The 19,355-nt window shown below is 73.0% G+C and carries 15 protein-coding genes and 1 riboswitch; of the genes, 8 read left to right on the top strand and 7 right to left on the bottom strand.

Annotated elements, in window-relative coordinates; translation table 11 throughout:
* Positions 1-38 precede the first annotated feature (38 nt).
* On the top strand, positions 39-929 hold the full coding sequence (locus ABD208_RS12400) for a hypothetical protein (RefSeq protein ID WP_344103176.1): 891 nt from the start codon (positions 39-41) through the stop codon (positions 927-929).
* Here the strand turns inward: ABD208_RS12400 and ABD208_RS12395 are convergent.
* Positions 878-1,564 (bottom strand): DUF222 domain-containing protein, encoded by a 687-nt coding sequence (locus ABD208_RS12395; protein WP_344103174.1) that lies wholly within the window; start codon positions 1,562-1,564, stop codon positions 878-880. The two genes, ABD208_RS12400 and ABD208_RS12395, sit on opposite strands and share 52 nt — an antisense overlap.
* Before the next feature lie 97 nt (positions 1,565-1,661).
* Between ABD208_RS12395 and ABD208_RS12390 the strand changes: the two genes are divergently transcribed.
* Both ABD208_RS12390 and ABD208_RS12385 read left to right on the top strand, forming a co-directional pair.
* Complete coding sequence (locus ABD208_RS12390) at positions 1,662-2,429, top strand: DUF2599 domain-containing protein (RefSeq protein WP_344103172.1); 768 nt, start codon at positions 1,662-1,664, stop codon at positions 2,427-2,429.
* A 276-nt stretch (positions 2,430-2,705) separates the two neighbouring features.
* Positions 2,706-3,035 (top strand): hypothetical protein, encoded by a 330-nt coding sequence (locus tag ABD208_RS12385; protein WP_344103170.1) that lies wholly within the window; start codon positions 2,706-2,708, stop codon positions 3,033-3,035.
* 99 nt (positions 3,036-3,134) lie between these two features.
* On the opposite strand, the gene ABD208_RS12380 is transcribed toward ABD208_RS12385, so the two are convergent.
* From ABD208_RS12380 to ABD208_RS12370, 3 genes are read right to left on the bottom strand one after another with little or no spacing between them, the layout of a single operon-like run.
* Positions 3,135-4,100: a MaoC/PaaZ C-terminal domain-containing protein gene (locus tag ABD208_RS12380; protein WP_344103168.1), complete on the bottom strand. Its 966-nt coding sequence runs from the start codon at positions 4,098-4,100 to the stop codon at positions 3,135-3,137.
* A 5-nt stretch (positions 4,101-4,105) separates the two neighbouring features.
* A complete protein-coding gene (locus tag ABD208_RS12375; protein WP_344103166.1) occupies positions 4,106-5,473 on the bottom strand; it encodes a 3-oxoacyl-ACP reductase in 1,368 nt (455 codons plus the stop codon).
* A gap of 59 nt (positions 5,474-5,532) precedes the next feature.
* Positions 5,533-6,870, bottom strand: coding sequence for an acetyl-CoA C-acetyltransferase (locus ABD208_RS12370; RefSeq protein ID WP_344103164.1), 1,338 nt, complete (start codon positions 6,868-6,870; stop codon positions 5,533-5,535).
* Positions 6,871-7,000: 130 nt separating this feature from the next.
* Between ABD208_RS12370 and ABD208_RS12365 the strand changes: the two genes are divergently transcribed.
* Together ABD208_RS12365 and ABD208_RS12360 are read left to right on the top strand one after the other, a co-directional pair.
* The gene (locus ABD208_RS12365) at positions 7,001-7,717 is read left to right on the top strand and encodes a TetR family transcriptional regulator (protein ID WP_344103162.1); all 717 of its coding nucleotides are present in this window, start codon (positions 7,001-7,003) and stop codon (positions 7,715-7,717) included.
* 61 nt (positions 7,718-7,778) lie between these two features.
* The gene (locus tag ABD208_RS12360) at positions 7,779-9,929 is read left to right on the top strand and encodes an acyl-CoA dehydrogenase family protein (RefSeq protein WP_344103160.1); all 2,151 of its coding nucleotides are present in this window, start codon (positions 7,779-7,781) and stop codon (positions 9,927-9,929) included.
* Positions 9,930-9,953: 24 nt separating this feature from the next.
* Here the strand turns inward: ABD208_RS12360 and ABD208_RS12355 are convergent, their stop codons facing one another.
* The 3 genes from ABD208_RS12355 to ABD208_RS12345 all read right to left on the bottom strand — a co-directional run bounded on the left by ABD208_RS12355 (position 9,954) and on the right by ABD208_RS12345 (position 13,560).
* Complete coding sequence (locus ABD208_RS12355) at positions 9,954-10,937, bottom strand: helix-turn-helix domain-containing protein (protein WP_344103158.1); 984 nt, start codon at positions 10,935-10,937, stop codon at positions 9,954-9,956.
* 203 nt (positions 10,938-11,140) lie between these two features.
* Entirely contained in the window at positions 11,141-11,977 is an 837-nt protein-coding gene (locus ABD208_RS12350) for a mechanosensitive ion channel family protein (RefSeq protein WP_344103156.1), read from the bottom strand.
* Positions 11,978-12,099: 122 nt separating this feature from the next.
* The gene (locus ABD208_RS12345; RefSeq protein ID WP_344103153.1) at positions 12,100-13,560 is read right to left on the bottom strand and encodes an aminotransferase class V-fold PLP-dependent enzyme; all 1,461 of its coding nucleotides are present in this window, start codon (positions 13,558-13,560) and stop codon (positions 12,100-12,102) included.
* A 30-nt stretch (positions 13,561-13,590) separates the two neighbouring features.
* A riboswitch (SAM riboswitch) is annotated at positions 13,591-13,706 on the bottom strand.
* A gap of 222 nt (positions 13,707-13,928) precedes the next feature.
* Between ABD208_RS12345 and ABD208_RS12340 the strand changes: the two genes are divergently transcribed.
* The 3 genes from ABD208_RS12340 to ABD208_RS12330 all read left to right on the top strand — a co-directional run bounded on the left by ABD208_RS12340 (position 13,929) and on the right by ABD208_RS12330 (position 19,210).
* Positions 13,929-14,432: a rhodanese-like domain-containing protein gene (locus tag ABD208_RS12340; protein ID WP_344103151.1), complete on the top strand. Its 504-nt coding sequence runs from the start codon at positions 13,929-13,931 to the stop codon at positions 14,430-14,432.
* A gap of 86 nt (positions 14,433-14,518) precedes the next feature.
* Positions 14,519-15,721, top strand: a complete 1,203-nt coding sequence (locus ABD208_RS12335; protein WP_425561108.1) for an O-succinylhomoserine sulfhydrylase — start codon at positions 14,519-14,521, stop codon at positions 15,719-15,721.
* A 180-nt stretch (positions 15,722-15,901) separates the two neighbouring features.
* Positions 15,902-19,210 (top strand): S8 family serine peptidase, encoded by a 3,309-nt coding sequence (locus ABD208_RS12330; RefSeq protein WP_344103149.1) that lies wholly within the window; start codon positions 15,902-15,904, stop codon positions 19,208-19,210.
* The last annotated feature ends 145 nt before the right edge of the window (positions 19,211-19,355 follow it).

Here is a 19,355-nt window from a genome sequence, read left to right as displayed (position 1 = left end):
GGTTTCGCGCTCATACCATAAGGTGGTTTGATTCGCACATGCAGATGCTCCGCACCTTTGCCAAGGACGCCTTCCGATTCGGGCTGACGTCCTGGCGGTGGCTGGGCATCAGCGGCAAGACCCCCCGGTTCACGACCTGCTTCGGCGACGTCTTCCTGGAGTCGCTCGAGGGCTGGTGGTTCATGGACACGATGGAGGGCACGCTCGAGCTGCGCTGGTCGACGGCGGTCGACATGTACGCCGAGCTCGAATCGGCCGAGGGGCGCACGACGTACCTCATGGACGACCTCGTGCGCGACGCCGAGCACCGCGGGCTGAGGCCGGGCCCGAAGGACATCTTCACCTTCAACCCGCATCCCGCCCTCGGCGGGGACATGACGGCCGACACCCTGATGATCATGCGGTTCGACCTGGCCCTGAACTGGGCCGGGACGATGCACGAACAGCTCCGGCAGACCGCCCTGGCGCAGCCGCAGGCACCCGCCTACCAGCAGGCACCGCAGCCGCAGGCGGCGGCCGCCCACTGGACCACGACGATGCCGCCCGTCCGCGTCGACACCGCGCACCCGGCCTACGCCGAGCCGCACCCGCCCACCGGCTCCTTCGCGGTGGTGGGGCCCTACGGCCACCTGCCGGTCGACGACGCGCGCGCCGCGTACGAGACGGGCACGTTCCCGCACTACGACCCGCAGGCCGCGGCCGCCCACGACGCGCGCACCACCAGGGGCGCGCACTTCGCGGACCCGCACGCCGCCCCGCGGCACTCCGCGACCCCTCCGGACACCCCGCACGAGGACCCGCGGCCCTTCGCGCAGACCGGCGAGTTCGCGCAGACCGGCGGTTACGTCCAGGCCGGTGGCTACGTCCAGGCCGGTGGCTACGTCCAGGCCGGCGACCCGCCCGCCTGGGACGAGCTCTGGCGCCGCTGAGTCCCGGCACCCGCGCCGGCCTTCGCCTCCGCACCAGGCGCCCCCTCCGCGGCGCGGCGGTGCCCCCCGGGCCGCGGGGTGCGCAGCCGGCGCTCCCGCTCGATCCGGGCGATCCCGCTCAGCTCCGCCACCGTCGCGGTGCGCGCGTACCGCAGCAGCCTCGTCTCGAGCGCCGTACGGCCGCCCCGGTGCAGCCCGCAGGTGTAGCCGAGGATCGTCTGGGCGTGCCCGTAGGTGATCTTGCCGCTGCGCAGGGCCGCGAGCGTCCGCGGGTGCTGGTGCACGAGCACGCGGGACTCCTCGACCAGCGAGGCCGCGCCCTCCGGGGAGACCCGCAGCACGTCGGCGAGCCGCCCCGCGACGATGCCGGCCGCGATCTCGTCGGCCGGCGGCTCCGCGCCGTCAGGGCCGGGCAGCCACTCCTCGGCGATCTCCTCGACGTGCCCGGCCGCCCAGGCGCCGACCTCGCTCATCAGCACCGCGCGCGATGCGGCGAGCGAGGCGAGGAGCGCGTCGACGGCCGCGACCGCGTCGATCGCCTCCGCCAGGGACTCGAACCCGCGCCGTCCCGACGCGACGGCCTTCACCGCCGAACCTTCCGTCACGACGACCGAACCGCTGGTGGTAACAATCACTCGACTCACCCTCTCGCCATTGCTGTTCGAACAGGTGTTCTAACCGTAGCGCTGCCCGGGGCGAGCCGCCAGCCGACACGTCCGGGAGAATGACCGCGTGCGCGCCACCCATGTCATCGCCGTCGCGGCCACCGCCCTCGTGCTGGCCGCGTTCATCGCGACCCGCGTCGGTGACGACGGGGCGCCCGCGACCGACCACCCGGCTCCGGCGGCATCATCCTCCGGGACACCGACACCCCCCTCCCCGGGCGTCGAGGACGCCGCTCCCGCGCCGTCCGGGGAACCCTCCCCGGAACCCGCGCGCACCTCGCGCACGATCCGGCTCGGCGGCGTCGACCTCACGATCACGGCAGCAGAGGTCCGGCCCGGCGAGCCCCGGGCCGACGGCACGCGCCGGATCACGACGTCGGGCCGCATCGCCTACTCGACCGGGACCCCCGGCGCGCGCGTCGACGAGCACGGCGACGACAGCGTCACGGTCCTCCTCGACGGCACGCCGGTCGCCGCGCTGACCGCCGCCCGGGAACCCGCGGGGACGACGGGAACGTCCCGGGCCGGGTCCGCCCTCGTCGCGGGTGACACCGCGCTGGAGTCCGCGACCTGGGCGGAGCGCGACTTCGAGGGCGGGCTGTCGCTCGCCGTCGTCCCGGCGCCCTGGATCCGCGGCGGCGGGGAGGCCACGCTCGAGCTGCTCGCCGCGCAGCTCACCGCCGCCGAGCCCGACGCGGGCAGCGACACGATGCGCGACCAGCTGACCTGCCACCACCTCGGCGCGCCCGACAAGGCGTCGTGGAACCTCGAGCCGTGGCGGCCCGACGCCGGGATCATCGGGACCGTCGCGGCCCGCTGCAACCCCGTCGACTAGCCCGCCGGCCCCGGCGGCCCGGGACGACGGAGCCGTGACGGGATCGTGACTTACCACAACACTTCTCGGCGTGCGTGTCAGGCTGTGATGAGGTTTCCTGGGACGAGTGGTGCCGGTCGCCGGCAGAGGGCGTCGCGGTATCCGTGAACAACCGTCAGCAGCCCCAGCTGATCTCGGCGACCCGCCGAGCACCACCCCGTGTCCCCAGAGCACGTGGGAGCCCCGCGCAGGGGCTACCAGCACCAGCACGGCAGAACCTCGGCAGGGAGGCTCCTCATGATCCGTGTGCTTGTCCTGGGAACAATCGTCGCGATCGGGTGCGGAGTACTGCTCGGCGCCACCGTCGCCTACGAGCAATGGGTCTTCGCGATGGGCGCGTTGATCCTCGGAGTGGGCGGCGCGAGCGTCGTCGCCCTCGCCGGCACCGAACCCGTCCCCGCAGTCGCGCCCGTGATCCTCAGCGGACCCGTCGTCAGCCCGACGGTCGAACTCGAGGAGGATCCCGAGGCGCCGGACCCGGAGACCGAACCGGACACCGCTCCCACCCGGGAGCCCGCCCCGGTCCTCCGTCTCAACCCCAACGCCCCGGTGCCCACCGCGGCGTGACGGCACCCGCCCTGGCGTGACGGCACCCGGCCGTCGAGCGACCGCGGTCCGCCGCGCTTCCAGGACCGGAAGCGCGGCGGATCGCGGCCGTCCGGCTGCTCAGAGCGGGGTGACGGTCCCGCTGAAGTGGCGGGACGGCCTGCCGGTGCGCCAGCCGTCGAAGACGTAGCCGGCGTCCCCCGGGGCGGGGTGCCGGATCGCCACGTCCACCGACCCGGGCAGCAGCACCGGCTGGAAGAACTCCACGCTCCACTCGTACGCGTCGCCGCGCCGGGCGGGCCCCACCTCCGCGAGCGCCCGCGCCGCCGTGTACATCCCGTGGGCGATCGCGCGCGGGAACCCGAGCGCCCGCGCCCCGAGCACCGACATGTGGATCGGGTTCCGGTCGCCGGACACGGCCGCGTACCGCGGCCCGATGCCCTTGCCGAGCCGCCATCGCGCCGTCGGCAGCGGCTGTGCCCACGGGGCGGGCACTCGCTCCTGGTGCCCGGCGCCGGCGTCGTCGACCCGGAATCCCTTGGCCAGGTACGTCGAGACCCCGCGGTAGGCGAGCTCGCCGCCCGCGAGCACCTCCGCGATCATGTCCACCTGGACGCCGCGGCGGTGCGGCCGGGCGTTCTCGGCCCAGGCGCGGATCTCGAGCCGCTCGCCGAGCCGCACGGGCCGCGGCACGCGCACGACGTTGCGCAGGTGGACCATCCCGAGGAGCCCGAGGGGGAAGTCGGGCCGCACCATCACCGCCGTCGCCAGCGGGAACGCGAGGACGTGCAGGAACCCGGCCGGCAGCACGTCCGACGACGGTTCCCCCACCACCCGCTGGTACGCGGCGAGCTGCGCGGCCCCGCCCGTCGTGGCGACGTCGGCCACGCGGTACGTGACGGGGGGCAGCACGACGCCGCGCCCCGGCCGCTTGGTCACCGACCCCGCGACGCCCTTCACGTAGAGCCCGCCGAGCGCGGGGACGTCCGCCAGGTCGGTCACCGGGTACGGCACGGCCGCGGACGCCGGCGCGGCGGAGCCGTCCGCCCCGCCCGGCTCCGCCGTCGTGCCCGCGTGAGCCGTCACGGCGGTCACTTGCCCACCAGGTGCTGACCGCACACCCGCAGCGTCTGCCCGTTCACGCCGCGCGCGGCGTCGGAGGCGAGGAAGCAGATCGCCTCGGCGATGTCCACGGGCTTGCCGCCCTGGGCGAGCGACGGCAGCATGCTCGCCACGTTGCGCGTGACGAACGGCATCCTCGCCGTCATCTCCGTCTCGATGAAGCCCGGCGCGACCGCGTTGGCCGTCCCGCCGGTCTCCGCGACGATCCCCGCGGTCGCCGCGGTCTGCCCGATGACGCCCGCCTTCGAGTAGGCGTAGTTGGTCTGGCCCTTGTTCCCCGCGATGCCCGACGTCGAGGCCAGCGACACGATCCGCAGCCCCGCGACGCCCGCGGCCAGCAGCCCCGCGACGCCCGCGGCCAGCAGCCGCTCGTTGATCCGCAGCTGGGCGGCCAGGTTCACGGCGACGACGGGGTCCCAGCGGTCGGCCTTCATGTTGGCCAGCAGCTTGTCCCGGGTGATGCCCGCGTTGTGCACCACGACGCCGAGCCCGCCCAGCGGCGCGGCCGCGGCGAGGATCTTGTCCGCGGCGTCGTCGGCGGTGACGTCGAGCTGCAGCGCGACGCCGTTCACGGCGTTCGCGACGCCGGCCAGCGCCTCCCCGGCGGCAGGCACGTCGACGACGACGACGCGCGCGCCGTCCCGCGCCATGGTCCGGGCGATGGCCGCGCCGATGCCGCGCGCCGCGCCGGTCACGACCGCGACCTTGCCCTCGAGCGGCCGCTCCCAGTCGATGTCGCCGGAGGCCTCGGACGGCCCCACGGGAAGGATCTGCCCGTCCACGTACGCCGACTTCGCGGACAGGAAGAACCGCAGCGTCGCGACGGCGGACGGCGAGTCCACGGCGGCGCCGCCGGTGAGCTGCACGCCGTTCGCGGTCGCGCCGCCGCGCAGCTCCTTGCCGAGGGAGCGCACGATGCCGTCGACGCCCGCCCGGGTCGCGGCGAGCGCCGGGGCGTCGCCCGCCTCGGGCGCGCGGGCGACGGTGACGACACGGCCGTTCCCGGCCAGCCGACGCAGGGTCCCGCCCGCGGCGAGCACGGGCGCCGAGACGTCCTCGGGCCGCTGCGCGCCGGTGAGGACGACGACGACGGCGCCGAACCTCTCCCGCTCGCCCAGCTCGGGCGACCGGCGGACGTCGAGCTCCCAGCCGGTGAGCACCGTGGCCACGGCGTCGGCGTCGGCGGCCGAGGCGGCGTCGGACACCACGAGAACCGGGCCGACGGTCAGCGGGCTGCCGGGCTGGTGCCGGCGCAGGATCGCGGGCTGCGGCAGCCCGAGCTTCTTGACGAGCGGCTTGAGTCCGCCATTGGCGAATCGGGTGTAGCTGTCGGTCACGGTGTCCTCATCGTGGTTGTGCGGTTCTCGTGGTGCCGGGCCCGGGAGGAGGCCAGGCGTCAGGCGGACTCCACCAGGGCGGTGACGCCGAGGCCGCCGGCCGCGCAGACGGAGATGAGAGCGCGGGCGGGCGCCCCGGTCTCCGCGGCGCGGGCGTGCACGAGCTTGGCCGCGGTGGCGACGATCCGGCCGCCCGTCGCCGCGAAGGGATGGCCCGCCGCGAGCGAGGAGCCGTTCACGTTGAGCTTGCTGCGATCCACCTTGCCGAACGCGCCCGGCAGGCCGAGCTCGGTACGGCAGTACTCCTCGTCCTCCCAGGCCGCGAGCGTGGTGAGGACCGTGGCGGCGAACGCCTCGTGGATCTCGAGGAAGTCGATGTCCTCCAGCGTCAGGCCGTTGCGGGCCAGGAGGCGCGGGACGGCGGCGGCCGGGGCCATGAGGAGGCCCTCGTGGCCGTGCACGAAGTCGACGGCGGCGGTCTCGGCGTCGACGAACTTCGCCAGCACCGGCAGGTTGCGCTCCTGCGCCCACTTGCGCGAGCCGAACAGCACCGCGGACGCGCCGTCGGTCAGCGGGGTGGAGTTGCCGGCGGTCATGGTGGCGGGCAACGGGGCGCCGTCGTCGCCGGCGAGCTTGGTGCCGAAGACCGGCTTGAGCCTCGCGAGCTTCTCGGCCGATGTGTCGCCGCGCAGGTTGTCGTCGCGGGTGAGGCCCTTGTACGGGGTCACCAGGTCGTCGAAGAAGCCCTCCTCCCAGGCGCGGTGGAGGTTCTGGTGCGAGGCCAGCGCGATCTCGTCCTGCGCCTCGCGGCTGATGCCCCACCTCGCGGTGGTGATCGCCTGGTGCTCGCCCATGGACAGGCCGGTGCGGGGCTCGGCGGTGTCCGGGGCCTCCGGCGCGAGCCACCTCGGGTGGGCCAGGACGGGCAGCAGCGCCTTGATCTTGTCGGCCGTGCCGCGCGCGTGGTTCGCCTGGAGCAGCTGGCGCCGCAGGTCGTCGGCGACCGCGATGGGCGCGTCCGAGATCGTGTCGGTGCCGCCGGCGACCGCGGACTCGATCTGGCCCAGCTTGATCTTGTTCGTGACCGCGATCGCCGCCTCCAGCCCGGTGCCGCAGGCCTGCTGCAGGTCGTAGGCGGGCGTGGCCGGCGAGAGCGACGAGCCCAGCACGCTCTCGCGGATCAGGTTGAAGTTCCGGCTGTTCTTCAGCACGGCCCCGCCGACGACCTCGCCGAGGCGCTCGCCCTGCAGCCCGAAGCGGGCGACCAGGCCCTCGAGCGCGGCGGTGAACATGTCCTGGTTGCTGGTCCGGACGTACTTCTTGCCCGCCCGGGAGAACGGGATGCGGTTGCCGCCGATGATGACGGCCTCTCGGGTGGTGGGGATGGAAGAGGCCATGTTCGTCAGGTCCTTCACGTCGTCGTTGGGAAAACTTGGGCGGAAACGAACTCGGACGGTGTCCGAGACTCACAGTACCTGATACTGTCAGTCTCGTGAGGCGGAGCACAAGAGCCGGAGGCACCACACGATGAGCGTCAGCGTCGACGGGCGATCGACCCGCTGGGCGGACCACCGCACCGCGCGCCGCGCGGAACTCGTGCGCGCGGCCCGCAAGGCCGTGCACCGTCTCGGTCCCACGGTATCCATGGACGAGATCGCCGCGGAGGCGGGGACGTCGAAGTCGATCGTGTACCGGTACTTCGACGACAAGGCGGGCCTGCGGCTCGCCGTGGCCGAGGCCGTCGTCGCGCAGATGCACGACACGCTCCGGGAGGCCGCGCACGGCGCGCGGACGCCGGAGGGCGCCCTGCGCGCCATGGTCCGCGTCTACCTGGAGATGATCGAATCCTCTCCGAACGTGTACTGGTTCGTGACCCGGACGTCGATCGGCGGCAACGACCCGGCGACGCCCGGCGACGCCGCGGGCGGGCGGGCGGGCCACGAGCAGTCCGCCCCGTCGCCCGTCGGCTCGTCCGACGCCCCGCTGGGCGCCTACCTGGACTCCGTGATCGAACTCGTGGCCGAGCCGTTCGCGCAGGCCACCCATGTCACCCCGGAGGACGCCGCGGCCTGGGCATCCGGCGCCGTCGGCTTCGTCCGGGGCTCCGGCGAGTGGTGGCTCGGCCACGGCGTCGCCGGGAAGTCCGTCAGCCGCGAGCAGCTCACCGAACGCGTCAGCCTCTGGCTCTGGACCGGGCCCGTCGGCGTCCTGCACCCCGAGGACGCCGGCGGGGATCCCGCCTGATCCCTCCATCCACCCCGCCTCATCACGCGGCGACCCGCCGCCGATCCCCCGAGGAGAACCGATGACGACCACCTCCGGACCCATGGAGACGACGGCGGCCGCACCTGCCGCAGGGACCCCCCTCCCCGAGGCCCCGGACGCGACCCCGCGCTCCGCACCCGCCGAGCCCCGGCCGTCGTCGTCGGCGAGGCGGCCGCGGCTCGACGTCGCCGAGCTGGACCGCCTGCTGCTCGGGCGCTGGAAGGAGGAGCGCGCGAACGCGCGGCGCCTCGTCGGCGAACGGTCCGAGATCTGGAAGATCGACGGCATCGGCTTCGAGGAGCACCGCGAGCGCACGCTCGCGATCATGAAGGCGATGTGCGCCGAGGAGGGCAGCCAGGTGCTGCGCGCCTTCCCCGGGCGCCTGGGCGGCGGTGACAACGCCGGCGGCAACCTCGTCAGCTTCGAGGAACTGTTCGTCGCGGACCCGTCGCTGCAGATCAAGGCCGGCGTGCAGTGGGGCCTCTTCGCAGCCGCCATCCTCCACCTCGGCACCCAGGAGCAGCAGGACCGCCTGCTGCCGGGCGCCATGGACCTGTCGGTCCCCGGCGCGTTCGCGATGACCGAGACGGGCCACGGGTCCGACGTCGCCTCGGTGGGCACGACGGCGACGTACGACCCCGCCACCGAGGAGTTCGTCGTCGACACCCCGTTCCGCGGCGCCTGGAAGCAGTACCTCGGCAACGCCGCACGGCACGGCGTGGCGGCGACGGTCTTCGCCCAGCTCGTCACGAACGGCGTGAACCACGGCGTGCACTGCTTCTACGTGCCGATCCGGGACCCCGAGACCATGGAGTTCCTGCCCGGCGTGGGCGGCGAGGACGACGGTCACAAGGGCGGCCTGAACGGCATCGACAACGGCAAGCTGCACTTCACCGGCGTCCGGATCCCCCGCCGCGACCTGCTGGCACGCTACGGGCAGGTCGCCGCGGACGGCACCTACACCTCCTCGATCGACAGCCCGGGCCGGCGCTTCTTCACGATGCTCGGCGCCCTCGTGCAGGGCCGCGTCTCCCTCGACGGCTCGGCCTCGGTCGCGGCGAAGATCGGGCTCGCGATCGCGACGAAGTACGCGGCCGAGCGCCGCCAGTTCACGCCGGGCGCGGGCCACGAGGAGGTCACGCTGCTCGACTACGCGATGCACCGCAAGCGCCTGTTCCCCCGCATCGCGGAGACGTACGCGATCTCGTTCGCGCACGACGAGCTGCTGGACCTCTTCCACGGCGTCTTCTCCGGCGAGAACGACACCCCGGAGAGCCGGGAGAACCTGGAGACCACGGCGGCCGCGCTGAAGGCGACGTCGACCTGGTTCGCGATGGACACGCTGCAGACCTGCCGCCAGGCGTGCGGGGGCGCGGGCTTCCTGTCCGAGAACCGCTTCACGTCGATGCGTTCGGACCTCGACGTCTACACCACGTTCGAGGGCGACAACCACGTGCTGCTCCAGCTCGCGGCGAAGCGCCTGGTGGGCGACTACGGCAAGAACCTGGCGCGCGCCGCGCGAACCCCGGCCGGCATGGCGGGCCTGGTCGGCGGCCAGGTGAAGGACGCGCTGCTGCACAAGGTTCCCCTGCGCAAGCTCGGCCAGAACCTGTCCGACGCCGGCAACCGCGCCCCGGGCCACCTGCTCGACGCCGCCACCCAGCGCGCCCTCCTCCAGGAGCGCCTCGACGGCCTGCTGCACTCCGTCGCGACGGGCATGCGCCCCGCGGTCGGCCTGAAGGACGTCGCCCGGGCACAGGAGATCTTCGACGACAACCAGGTCGAGCTCATCACCTCGGCCGCGGCATGGGCCGAGCTGGTCCGCTGGGACGCCTTCACCAAGGCCCTCACGCAGCTCGAGGACCCGGCCACCCGGAAGATCATGACGACGGTCCGCGACGTCTACGGCCTCACCGTCATCGAGCGCCATCTCGACTGGTACCTCGCCAACAACCGCCTCTCCGCCACCCGGGCCAAGGCGGTCACCACGACGATCCACCACCTGCTCAAGAAGCTCCGCCCCCACGCGGTCGACCTGGTGGACGCCTTCGGCTACGGCCCGGAGCACCTCCGCGCGCCCATCGCCGACGGCTCGGAACGCGAACGCCAGAACGAGGCCATCACCTACTACCAGACCCTCGCCGCCTCCGGCCGGGCCCCGCGATCGGAGAAGTCCCTCCGCAAGGCCTGAGCCCGCCGGCGCGCAAGGGGTTCCTCAGAGCCACCCCTTGCGCGCCGCGTGCCAGCCCAGCTGGATCCGCGTCGCCACCCCGGCCGTGTCCATCATCGACTTCACCCGGCGCTGCACCGTCCGCAGCCCGAGCTCCAGGTGCTTGGCGACGGCCTGATCCGTCAGCCCCGACAGCATGAGCCCCAGGATCTTCAGGTCGACGTCGTCCAGCTCGCCGGTCATCCCGTCGGGCTGGACGCGCAGCGGCACCGCGTCCCGCCAGAACGCCTCGAACAACGCGATGATCCCGTCGAGCAGCCCGCTCTCGTGGATGATGAGGGCCGAGACGGTGTCGACCTCGTCGTCGGGCCGCAGCTGGCTCTGCACGGGGACGATCGCGAGCCGGCGGTCGATGATGAACGCCTTGATGGGGACGTTGTCCGCGATCCGGATCTCCTCGCCGGCGCGGATGTCCTCCGTCATCACGTCGATCGTGGTGATGCCCTCGTCGATCATCGAGCGGTCGGTGACGGCCCGGTAGCGCACGCCGCGCCGGACGGCGTCCTCCTCGGCGGTGTTCTCGTCCGGTCCCATCACCAGGACGGGCGGGCGCTGGAACGTCTCGACGGTCTCGCGGGCGCCGGCCTGCAACTGCAGGATGCGCTGCAGCACGGCGTCGGAACCGCGCACGAGGTCGACGATGTCGCTCGCGGGGCGCAGGTCGGCGGCGCGGCGGTACTCCTCCTCGAGGTCCAGCATCTCGAGCTGCGCGGTGCGGAGCTCGTCCGTGCGCCGGGCGAGGATGGCGCCGAGCGCGATCTCCGGGGGCGCGGCCTGGAACCGGGAGTCGTCGGTGCCCTGCCGGGCGGCCAGCCCGTGCTCCTCGAGCACCTGGAGCACGGCGTACGCCTCACCGGGCTCGGTGCCCATCCGCCGCGCCAGGTCGCCCGCGTCGAGCGAGGGCGTGCCGACGAGCTCGCGGTACGCGAGGGCCTGTGCCTGCGACAGACCGAGGACGTTCCCGAACATCTCTCACCTCCAGCCGATACCGATGCATCGAGAATGCGGCGAGGATACGCCATGGCGGGATACCGCCAGGGGATCTCACGCGTGGCGCGCGGGAATCGCCGCGGTCGATGCTCCGGTCAGGGGCGCCGCGGGCACGGGCGAGGCCCCGCACTCCGTCCTCGGGATGCGGGGCCTCGACGTGCCGGTTCGACGTGGTCGTGCCGTCAGCCGCTCACCGGCGGGTTGTAGCCGCCCGCCGGGGGCTGCTGCGGCGGGACCTGCTGCGTCGCCTGCGTCGTCGCACCACGGTGCACGCCGCGGGTACCGGCCTGGGCGGACGCGCTGTCCATCGCGGCCAGCCAGCCCTCCCAGCGCGCGCGCATCGGGCCGATGAGACCACCGCCGACACCCACGACGACGACGCCGACGATCGCGGCGAGAACCGCGGTCATCACCGAGGTGGTCACGGAAACCGCGATACCGACCTGGTTGAGCGCCGCGACGATTCCGAAGAACAGGATCGCGATGTGGGCGATCTTCGCCAGCATGGGGCCGTAGGACACGCCCCCCATGCTCGCCATGATCAGATCCTTGACGGCATTCGCGATGGCACCGGCGATCACCACGATGACAATTGCCACCACGAGCTTCGGGAGCCACGCGACGATGTCGTTGACGATCTGCGTCACCGGGTTGGTGGGCCCGAAAGCGCTGAGCGCGAGCTGCAGGACGATCAGCAGGATGAAGTAGTAGATGATCTTGGTCAGCAGCGTGATCGGCTCGATTCCCGAGCCGCCCAGCAAACGCCCCGCGCCCGCCTTGTCGAGAACCTTGGTGAACCCGATCCGGTTCAGGATCATGCCGACGAACTTGGACACCGCCTTGGCGATGATCCAGCCGATCAGAAGAATGACGAGGAACACGAGCAGCTTCGGGACGAAGCTTGCGACCGAGCTCCACGCACTTGTCAGGCCTGACATCCAGTCCATGATTTTCCCCTCTCCCCCTCCGAGATGATTCTCGTGATGCCCGGGGGTTTTACCCCCGGGCACGTCCGGCACCTCTCGAACGTAGCCCGACGAGGGCTAACTCGCGCGCGCAAGAAATGCGGTGAAGGGAAATCAATAACGGTACTGGGGCTATCGCCCCAGGTCAGCCGCCATTCAAGGGAATTTCACACATGTCAGACTTCGTCGGGTAGGCAGCCCACTGCCTCGGCCAGGTAGCCCGCCGCGGCGGTGGCCAGCAGGCCGGCCAGCCCGGACCCCTCCGGCACCGGCCGCGGGTCGTCGACGACGATCCACAGCCCGTCGACGACGTCGTACCTCCCCCGCGGCCCGTCCTCGACGAGCGCGCGCACGGCGGCCAGCAGCCGCTCGATCTCCTCGCCGGCGGTGCCGACGCCGACGGACGCCCGCACGGCCCCGGCGTCGAACCCGAGACGGCCGAGCAGCGGGTGCGCGCAGAACCTGCCGTCGCGCACCCCGATGCCGTGCTCGGCCGACAGGTACGCGGCCACCAGCCCCGGGTCGTACCCCGTGACGTTGAAGGTGACGACGCCGACCGGGTCGGCGGCGTCGGTCCACACCCGGACGACCGACACGCGGTCGATCGCCTCGAGGCCGTCCACGAGGCGGCGCCGCAGCGCGCTCTCGTGCTCGTGCACGCGGGCGGGGTCCAGCGCGGCCAGCGCCTCGCACGCCGCGGCCAGCGCGACGGCGCCGATGACGTTCGGCGAGCCCGCCTCGTGCCGGGCGGGGCCCTCGTGCCACTCCGTCGTGCCGGTGCGCACGCGCCGGACGGCGCCGCCTCCCGCGAGGTACGGCGTCCCGGCGTCGAGCCAGTCGCGGCGGCCGATCAGCACGCCCGCGCCGTACGGCGCGTACGTCTTGTGCCCGGAGAAGGCCAGGTAGTCGACGCCGGTGTCCGCCAGCGAGAAGCGGCGGTGGGGCACGAGCTGCGCGCCGTCGAGGACGATGCGCGCACCGTTCTCGTGGGCGGCTGCCACCAGGTCGCCGACCGGAAGGGACTCGCCGGTCACGTTGGACGCGCCGGTGACCGCGAGCAGCGCGTACGGCGCACCCGCCGCGGCGGCGCCGGCCAGTTCCTCCCGGACCTGGGCCACGGTCCCGGCGACGGTCGGGCCGCCGGACAGCACCGTCGCGTCGGCCTCGCGCTGCCAGGGCAGGAAGTTGGCGTGGTGCTCGACGTCGAGCACGAGCACGCGGCCCGGTCCGCCGTCGGCTCCCGCCGGGACGCAGCCCGCGAGGAGGTTGAGGGAGTCGGTGGTGTTACGGGTGACGACCGTCAGGTCGCCCTCGCGCGCCCCGACGAACGCGCCGATCGCCTGGCGGGCCGCCTCGTAGAGCGCCGTGGAGACCTGCGACAGGTAGCCGGCGCCGCGATGCACGCTCGCGTACAGCGGCAGGGTCTCCGCGACGCGCTGCGCCACGGACTCCAGGGCCGGTGCCGACGCGGCCACGTCGAGGTTCGCGTACGTGACCCGCCGCCCGTCCACGAGGGGCACGTACGTGTCGTGCCCGACGACGGGCAGGAGCGGGGCGACGTTCGTCACATCGCCCGGAGCCGCTGCCCCGGAAGCCTCGGTGGTGTCGATCTTGGTGATGCCGGTCGTCGCCGTCATGCCGTCCTCCAGTACATCCTGGGGGAACCCTCCCCGCACTTGTCGCACGCGTTCTCGCGTACGACCAGGTCGTCACCCGGGGCACCCCACCGCGGTAGGAGGGTTGCCGGTCAGCCAGCCGGGGCTTAGCGCTGAATCTCATGACCCGCGGTCATCCTGCGACCCGGTTGCAGCAGCGTCAACGAGCGTCCACATTTTGGTCCCGTCCTGTGGGCAGCCCGCGGCCCTGGCGTACGATTCCGAACGACCATCCCGAGCGGGCGAGTGACGTGGCACGTCGACCCCGCAGCAACCCGCGGGAGACCCGCGCGCACCGGACGCGGGCGACCGGCCCAGGGTGCTACCGCCACGACCGATGGAGGAGTGCGATGACCGACCCCGGTAACCCCACCCAGGCCCAGCCCGAACCGCGGCCCTTCGACGCGAGCAGCGTGCGTCCCGCCGCCGGTTACGCAGGCGACATCACCCCGCAGCAGGCCTGGGACCTCCTCGCCGGCGAGCCCGGCGCCGTCCTCGTGGACGTCCGTACCGAGGGCGAGTGGCGCACGATCGGCGTGCCCGACGCCGCCTCCCTGGGCAAGGACGTCGTGTTCACGCAGTGGGTGCACGCCGACGGCCGCCCGAACCCGGCGTTCCTGGAGGAGCTGAAGTCGGGCGTCGGCGAGAGCACCGGCCCCGTCGTCTTCCTGTGCCGCTCCGGCCAGCGCTCGATCGGCGCGGCGCGGCTCGCCACCAGCGCGGGCATCGCGCCGTCGTACAACGTGCTCGAGGGCTTCGAGGGCCCGGCAGGGCCCGACGGCGTGCGGAACCACAACGGCTGGAAGGTCCGCGAGCTGCCCTGGAAGGGCATCATCGACGAGGCCGGCGCGTGACGACCGGCGAGCACGAGGAGCGACGGAGGCTGAGCACCGGCGCCTCCCCCGCCGGCGGCATCCCGGGCGGGTCCGGGCGCAAGCCCCTGCCCGCCAACGCCCGTCCCCGGACCCTCGCCGTGCGTGCGGGCCACGCGCGCTCCGAGTTCCAGGAGACGAGCGAGGCCGTCTTCCTCACGCAGGGCTACACCTACGACTCCGCCGCCGACGCCGAGGCCGCCTTCAAGGGCGACCTCGACCGGTTCGTGTACTCCCGCTACGGCAACCCGACCGTGCACACGTTCGAGGAGCGGCTGCGCGTCCTGGAGGGCGCCGAGGCCTGCTACGCGACGGCCAGCGGCATGTCGGCGGTGTTCACCGCGCTGGCGGCGCTGGTCCGGAGCGGCTCGCGGATCGTGGCGGCGCGGGCCCTGTTCGGGTCGAGCGTCGTGATCTTCGACGAGATCCTCGCCAAGTGGGGCGTGCGGACGGACTACGTGGACGGGCACGTGCTCGCCCAGTGGGAGGAGGCGCTGGCCACGCCGGCCGACGTCGTGTTCTTCGAGACGCCGTCGAACCCCATGCAGGACATCGTGGACGCCCGCGCCGTGTGCGAGCTCGCCCACCAGGCCGGCGCCACCGTGATCCTCGACAACGTGTTCGCGACGCCGCTGCTGCAGCAGCCGCTGGAGCTCGGCGCCGACGTCGTCGTCTACTCCGCGACCAAGCACATCGACGGCCAGGGCCGCGTGCTGGGCGGCGCCGTCCTCGGCTCCGAGGAGTTCATCACCGGGCCCGTGCAGACGCTGATCCGCAACACCGGGCCGTCGCTGTCGCCGTTCAACGCGTGGACGCTGCTCAAGGGGCTGGAGACGCTGCCGGTGCGGGTGGCGGCGCAGTCGGCGTCGGCCGTCGAGGTGGCGCAGGCGCTGGAAGGGTTCGACGGCGTGACAGGCGTGCGCTACCCGTTCCTGGACTCGCACCCGCAGGTGGAGCTGGCCCGGTCGCAGATGTCGGGCGGCGGGACGGTCGTGACCTTCGACCTGCGGGTCCCGCCCGGGTCCGACGACGACGCCGCGAAGAAGCGCACCTTCGCCTTCCTCGACGCGCTGCGGGTCATCGACATCTCCAACAACCTCGGCGACGCCAAGTCCCTGATCACGCACCCGGCGACGACGACGCACCGCAAGCTCGGCGCGGAGGGCCGCGCGGCGGTCGGCATCACGGGGACCACGGTCCGGCTCTCGGTGGGCCTGGAGGACGTCCGGGACCTCGTCGAGGACGTCGAGCAGGCCCTCGCGGCGCACTGATTCACGCGATCTCCGAAAAACTTCCTTCTTCGGCCACAACGCTTTGGACCGTGTGATCCAGGTCACCATCCACCCTGCCTACTTTGATTGTTTCGCCTGGTAGGCCGGGTTTACGTTCGGGGAACGATCGCCGGCGGACGCCGGTGATCGTCTCCCCAGAACGAGGAAGGGATCTCCTCAATGCGTACCCGAGCAACCGCCGCCGCGGCCCTCGCCGTGGCGCTGCTGACCAGCGGAGGCGCGATACCCAGCGCCTTCGCCGCGCCCACGGCACCACCTGCGGCAGCTCCACGGACCGTCGCGAAGCCCGTCACCGTCACGCTCCTGACCGGCGACCGCGTGCAGGTCACCACGGCGCCGGACGGCACCCGGTCGGTCGCCGTCCGCCCCGCCGCGGGCCGCGGCGACATCGCCTTCTTCCAGCGCACCGCGGGCGAGCGCTTCTACGTCATCCCCGCGGACGTCGCCGGGCTCGTGGGCGAACAGCTCGACGAGGCCCTGTTCGACGTCGCCGGGCTCGCCGACGCGGGGTTCGGCAACCGCGGCACGCTGCCGGTGATCGTGCAGCAGGCGGAGCACGGCACCTCGGCCCGGAGCGGGAACGCCTCGACGCTCGCGTCCGGCCCCGGCTGGGCGGAGGCGGGCGTCACGCCCGCACGCGTCCTCGAGTCCGTCAACGCGGTGTCCGACGACGTCGACGCCGCCGCCGGGGCGAAGCTGATCGACGCCCTGCTCGAGCAGACCGGCACGGCCGGCGTCACCACCTTCGCCGCGGGCGACGCACCCGAGATCGCGCACGTCTGGCTGGACGCCCCGGTCCAGGCGCTCGACGCGGACTCGGCGCCGCAGATCGGCGCGCCGCAGGCCTGGGAGGCCGGGTACACCGGCGCGGGCGTCAAGGTGGCGGTGCTCGACACCGGCATCGACGCGACACACCCCGACCTCGACGAGCTGGTCGTGGCGAAGAAGGACTTCTCCGGCACGGGCTCGGTCAAGGACGGCCACGGGCACGGCACGCACGTCGCCTCGATCGTCGCGGGCTCCGGCGAGGCGTCCGGCGGCGAGAACTCCGGCATGGCGCCGGGCGCCGACCTCATGGTCGGCAAGGTGCTGACCGACGACGGGTACGGCGACACGTCGTCGATCATCGACGGCATGGAGTGGGCCGCGGTCAACGGCGCCGACGTCGTGAACATGTCCCTGGGCTCGTCCCGGTACACGGACGGCAGCGACGCGATGTCGCGGGCCGTCGACAGGCTCACCGCCGAGCACGACACCCTGTTCGTCATCGCCGCGGGCAACGACGGCGGCGACGAGACGATCGGGACGCCCGGCGCCGCGTCGTCGGCCCTGACCGTCGGCGCCGTGGGCGACGACGACAAGCTGACGGACTTCTCGAGCAGGGGTCCGCGCGTCGACGGGGCGATCAAGCCCGACGTCGTCGCCCCCGGTGACGGGATCGTCGCGGCGCGCGCCGCGGGCACGACCATGGGCGAGGTCGTCGGCACCCGGTACGTGGCCGCGAGCGGCACGTCGATGGCCGCGCCGCACGTCGCGGGGGCCGCGGCCGTGCTGCTGGAGGCCCGGCCGAAGCTGTCCGCCGCTCGGCTGAAGGCCGCGCTGATGGGATCGGCCGAAACCACCGGGGCGACGGTGTTCCAGGAGGGCGCGGGGCGCATCTTCCTGCCGACGGCGATCGAGCAGCAGGTCCTGGCGCTGCCGGGGTCGGTGTCCTTCGGGATGTTCGAGTACCCGCACGACGACACGGTCAGCAAGACCGTGACCTACCGGAACACCGGTGACACCGAGGCCGTGCTGGACCTGGACCTCGCGGTGAACGGCCCGTCGGGCAAGCCCGCCACGGGCGCGCGGCTCTCGGCCGAGCAGGTGACCGTCCCGGCCCGCGGGACCGCCAAGGTGACGATCACCGTGGACCAGGGACCGGGCCGCATCGGCCTGTACGGCGGCACGCTCGTCGCGACCGCGGCCGACGGCGAGGCCGTGCGGACCGTCGTGGGCTGGCGCAAGCAGCCGCAGCTCTTCGACCTCACGGTCAAGATGACCGGGCAGAACGGCAAGCCGTTCAACGGCCTCGGGGACCACTCCGTGCTCAACGTGAACGACGCCGGCAAGTACGCGAAGTTCGGCTTCTCCGAGGGCTCCGCCAAGAAGTTCCGCGTCCCGGCGGGCAGGTACTCGGTCACGACGACGATGGCCAACTCGTCGTTCACCAGGATCGTGCAGGCGTACGCCCCGGAGTTCACCGTGACGGGCCCGAGGACGATCACGCTGGACGCCCGCAAGGCGATGCCGGTCTCCATGGACACGCCCAAGCCGGCGGACCTCAACCTGCTCACACTCGACACGGAGCGCACGGACGCCAAGGGGTTCAGCATGGGTGCGGGCACCATGCTCGGCGCCGAGACGAAGACCTTCGTCTCGCCGACCAAGCCGGTGACCGTCGGCACGTTCGACCTCGTGGTCGGCGGCGACCTCAGCCAGCCCACCCGGCGCGGCGAGACCCCGGCCTACAACTACCAGCTCGCCTTCCGGCAGACCGTGGTGCGCAAGGGCAGCTTCGTCGCGCGGGCCGAGGACCTCGCCCGGATGAGGACGACGTTCCACGACGCGGCACGCGGTTCGGTCGTCTCGGCCGGCTGGGCACCGCTGGCGACCGGGCGCACCTTCGCGATGGGCATGCTGACGGAGGCCGAGCCCGGCCGCCGGGTCGACTACGTCAGCACCCGGAACGTGCGGTGGTACCAGGACGCGTGGTACGACCGGTTCGAGGACGACGGTGACTGGCTGACGGGCATCTACGCCTCACCGCTGGCCTCCTACGCGCCCGGCTCGCGGCACGCGACGGAGTTCGCCGGGGCGCCGCGCTCCCCGCTGGGCACCGTCCAGCAGCTCGGCGACCAGCTCGCCGTCGTGCCGAGCGGCTGGTCGGACGCCGCGGGACACGAGTACTGGAGCATCGACGAGAAGAACGCGAGCCACATCACGGTGGTCCAGGACGGCGAGACCGTCTTCGACGGGGACGCGGAGTTCGCCGAGCTGACGACGCCGGAGGCCGGGGCGCGGTATCAGGTCTCCTACAGCTCCACCCCGGGCTCCTCGTGGTGGTACACGGGCAAGAAGGTGACCGGCGAGTGGACCTTCCGGGCCGAGCCCGTCGCCGAGGAGGAGTTCGCGACGCGGACCCTGCTCGACGTCCGCTACGACGTCGACGGGATCACCACCCGCGGGGCGGCCCCGCGCCGCACCGAGATCGGCGTCAAGGTCAAGGGCGCCGACGGCGCCTCCGAGGTTCGCCTCTGGTGGTCCGCCGACAACGGCACCACGTGGCGGAGTGCGCCGCTGCACGACGGCGTCGCCACCGTGAACGCCCCGGCGGGCACGACCGCGGTCGCGCTCCGCGCCGAGGCGTCCGACGCCGCCGGGAACGCGGTGAAGGAGACGGTGCGCAAGGCCTACACGATCGAGTAGTCCGCACCCTCGGATCGTGAGCGCCACATCGCCGGGGCGGTACCCGCTACAGGGGTACCGCCCCGGCGATGCGCTTTCGCGGTGCCACGCCGGGACCGGAGGGCCACCTCGCGCGGCGAGACTCGCCGCAGGGCCAGGGCTACCG

Origin of the sequence: Myceligenerans crystallogenes (assembly GCF_039529775.1) — a bacterium.
GTDB lineage: Bacteria > Actinomycetota > Actinomycetes > Actinomycetales > Cellulomonadaceae > Myceligenerans > Myceligenerans crystallogenes.
This window is presented reverse-complemented; position numbering and strand designations above follow the sequence as displayed.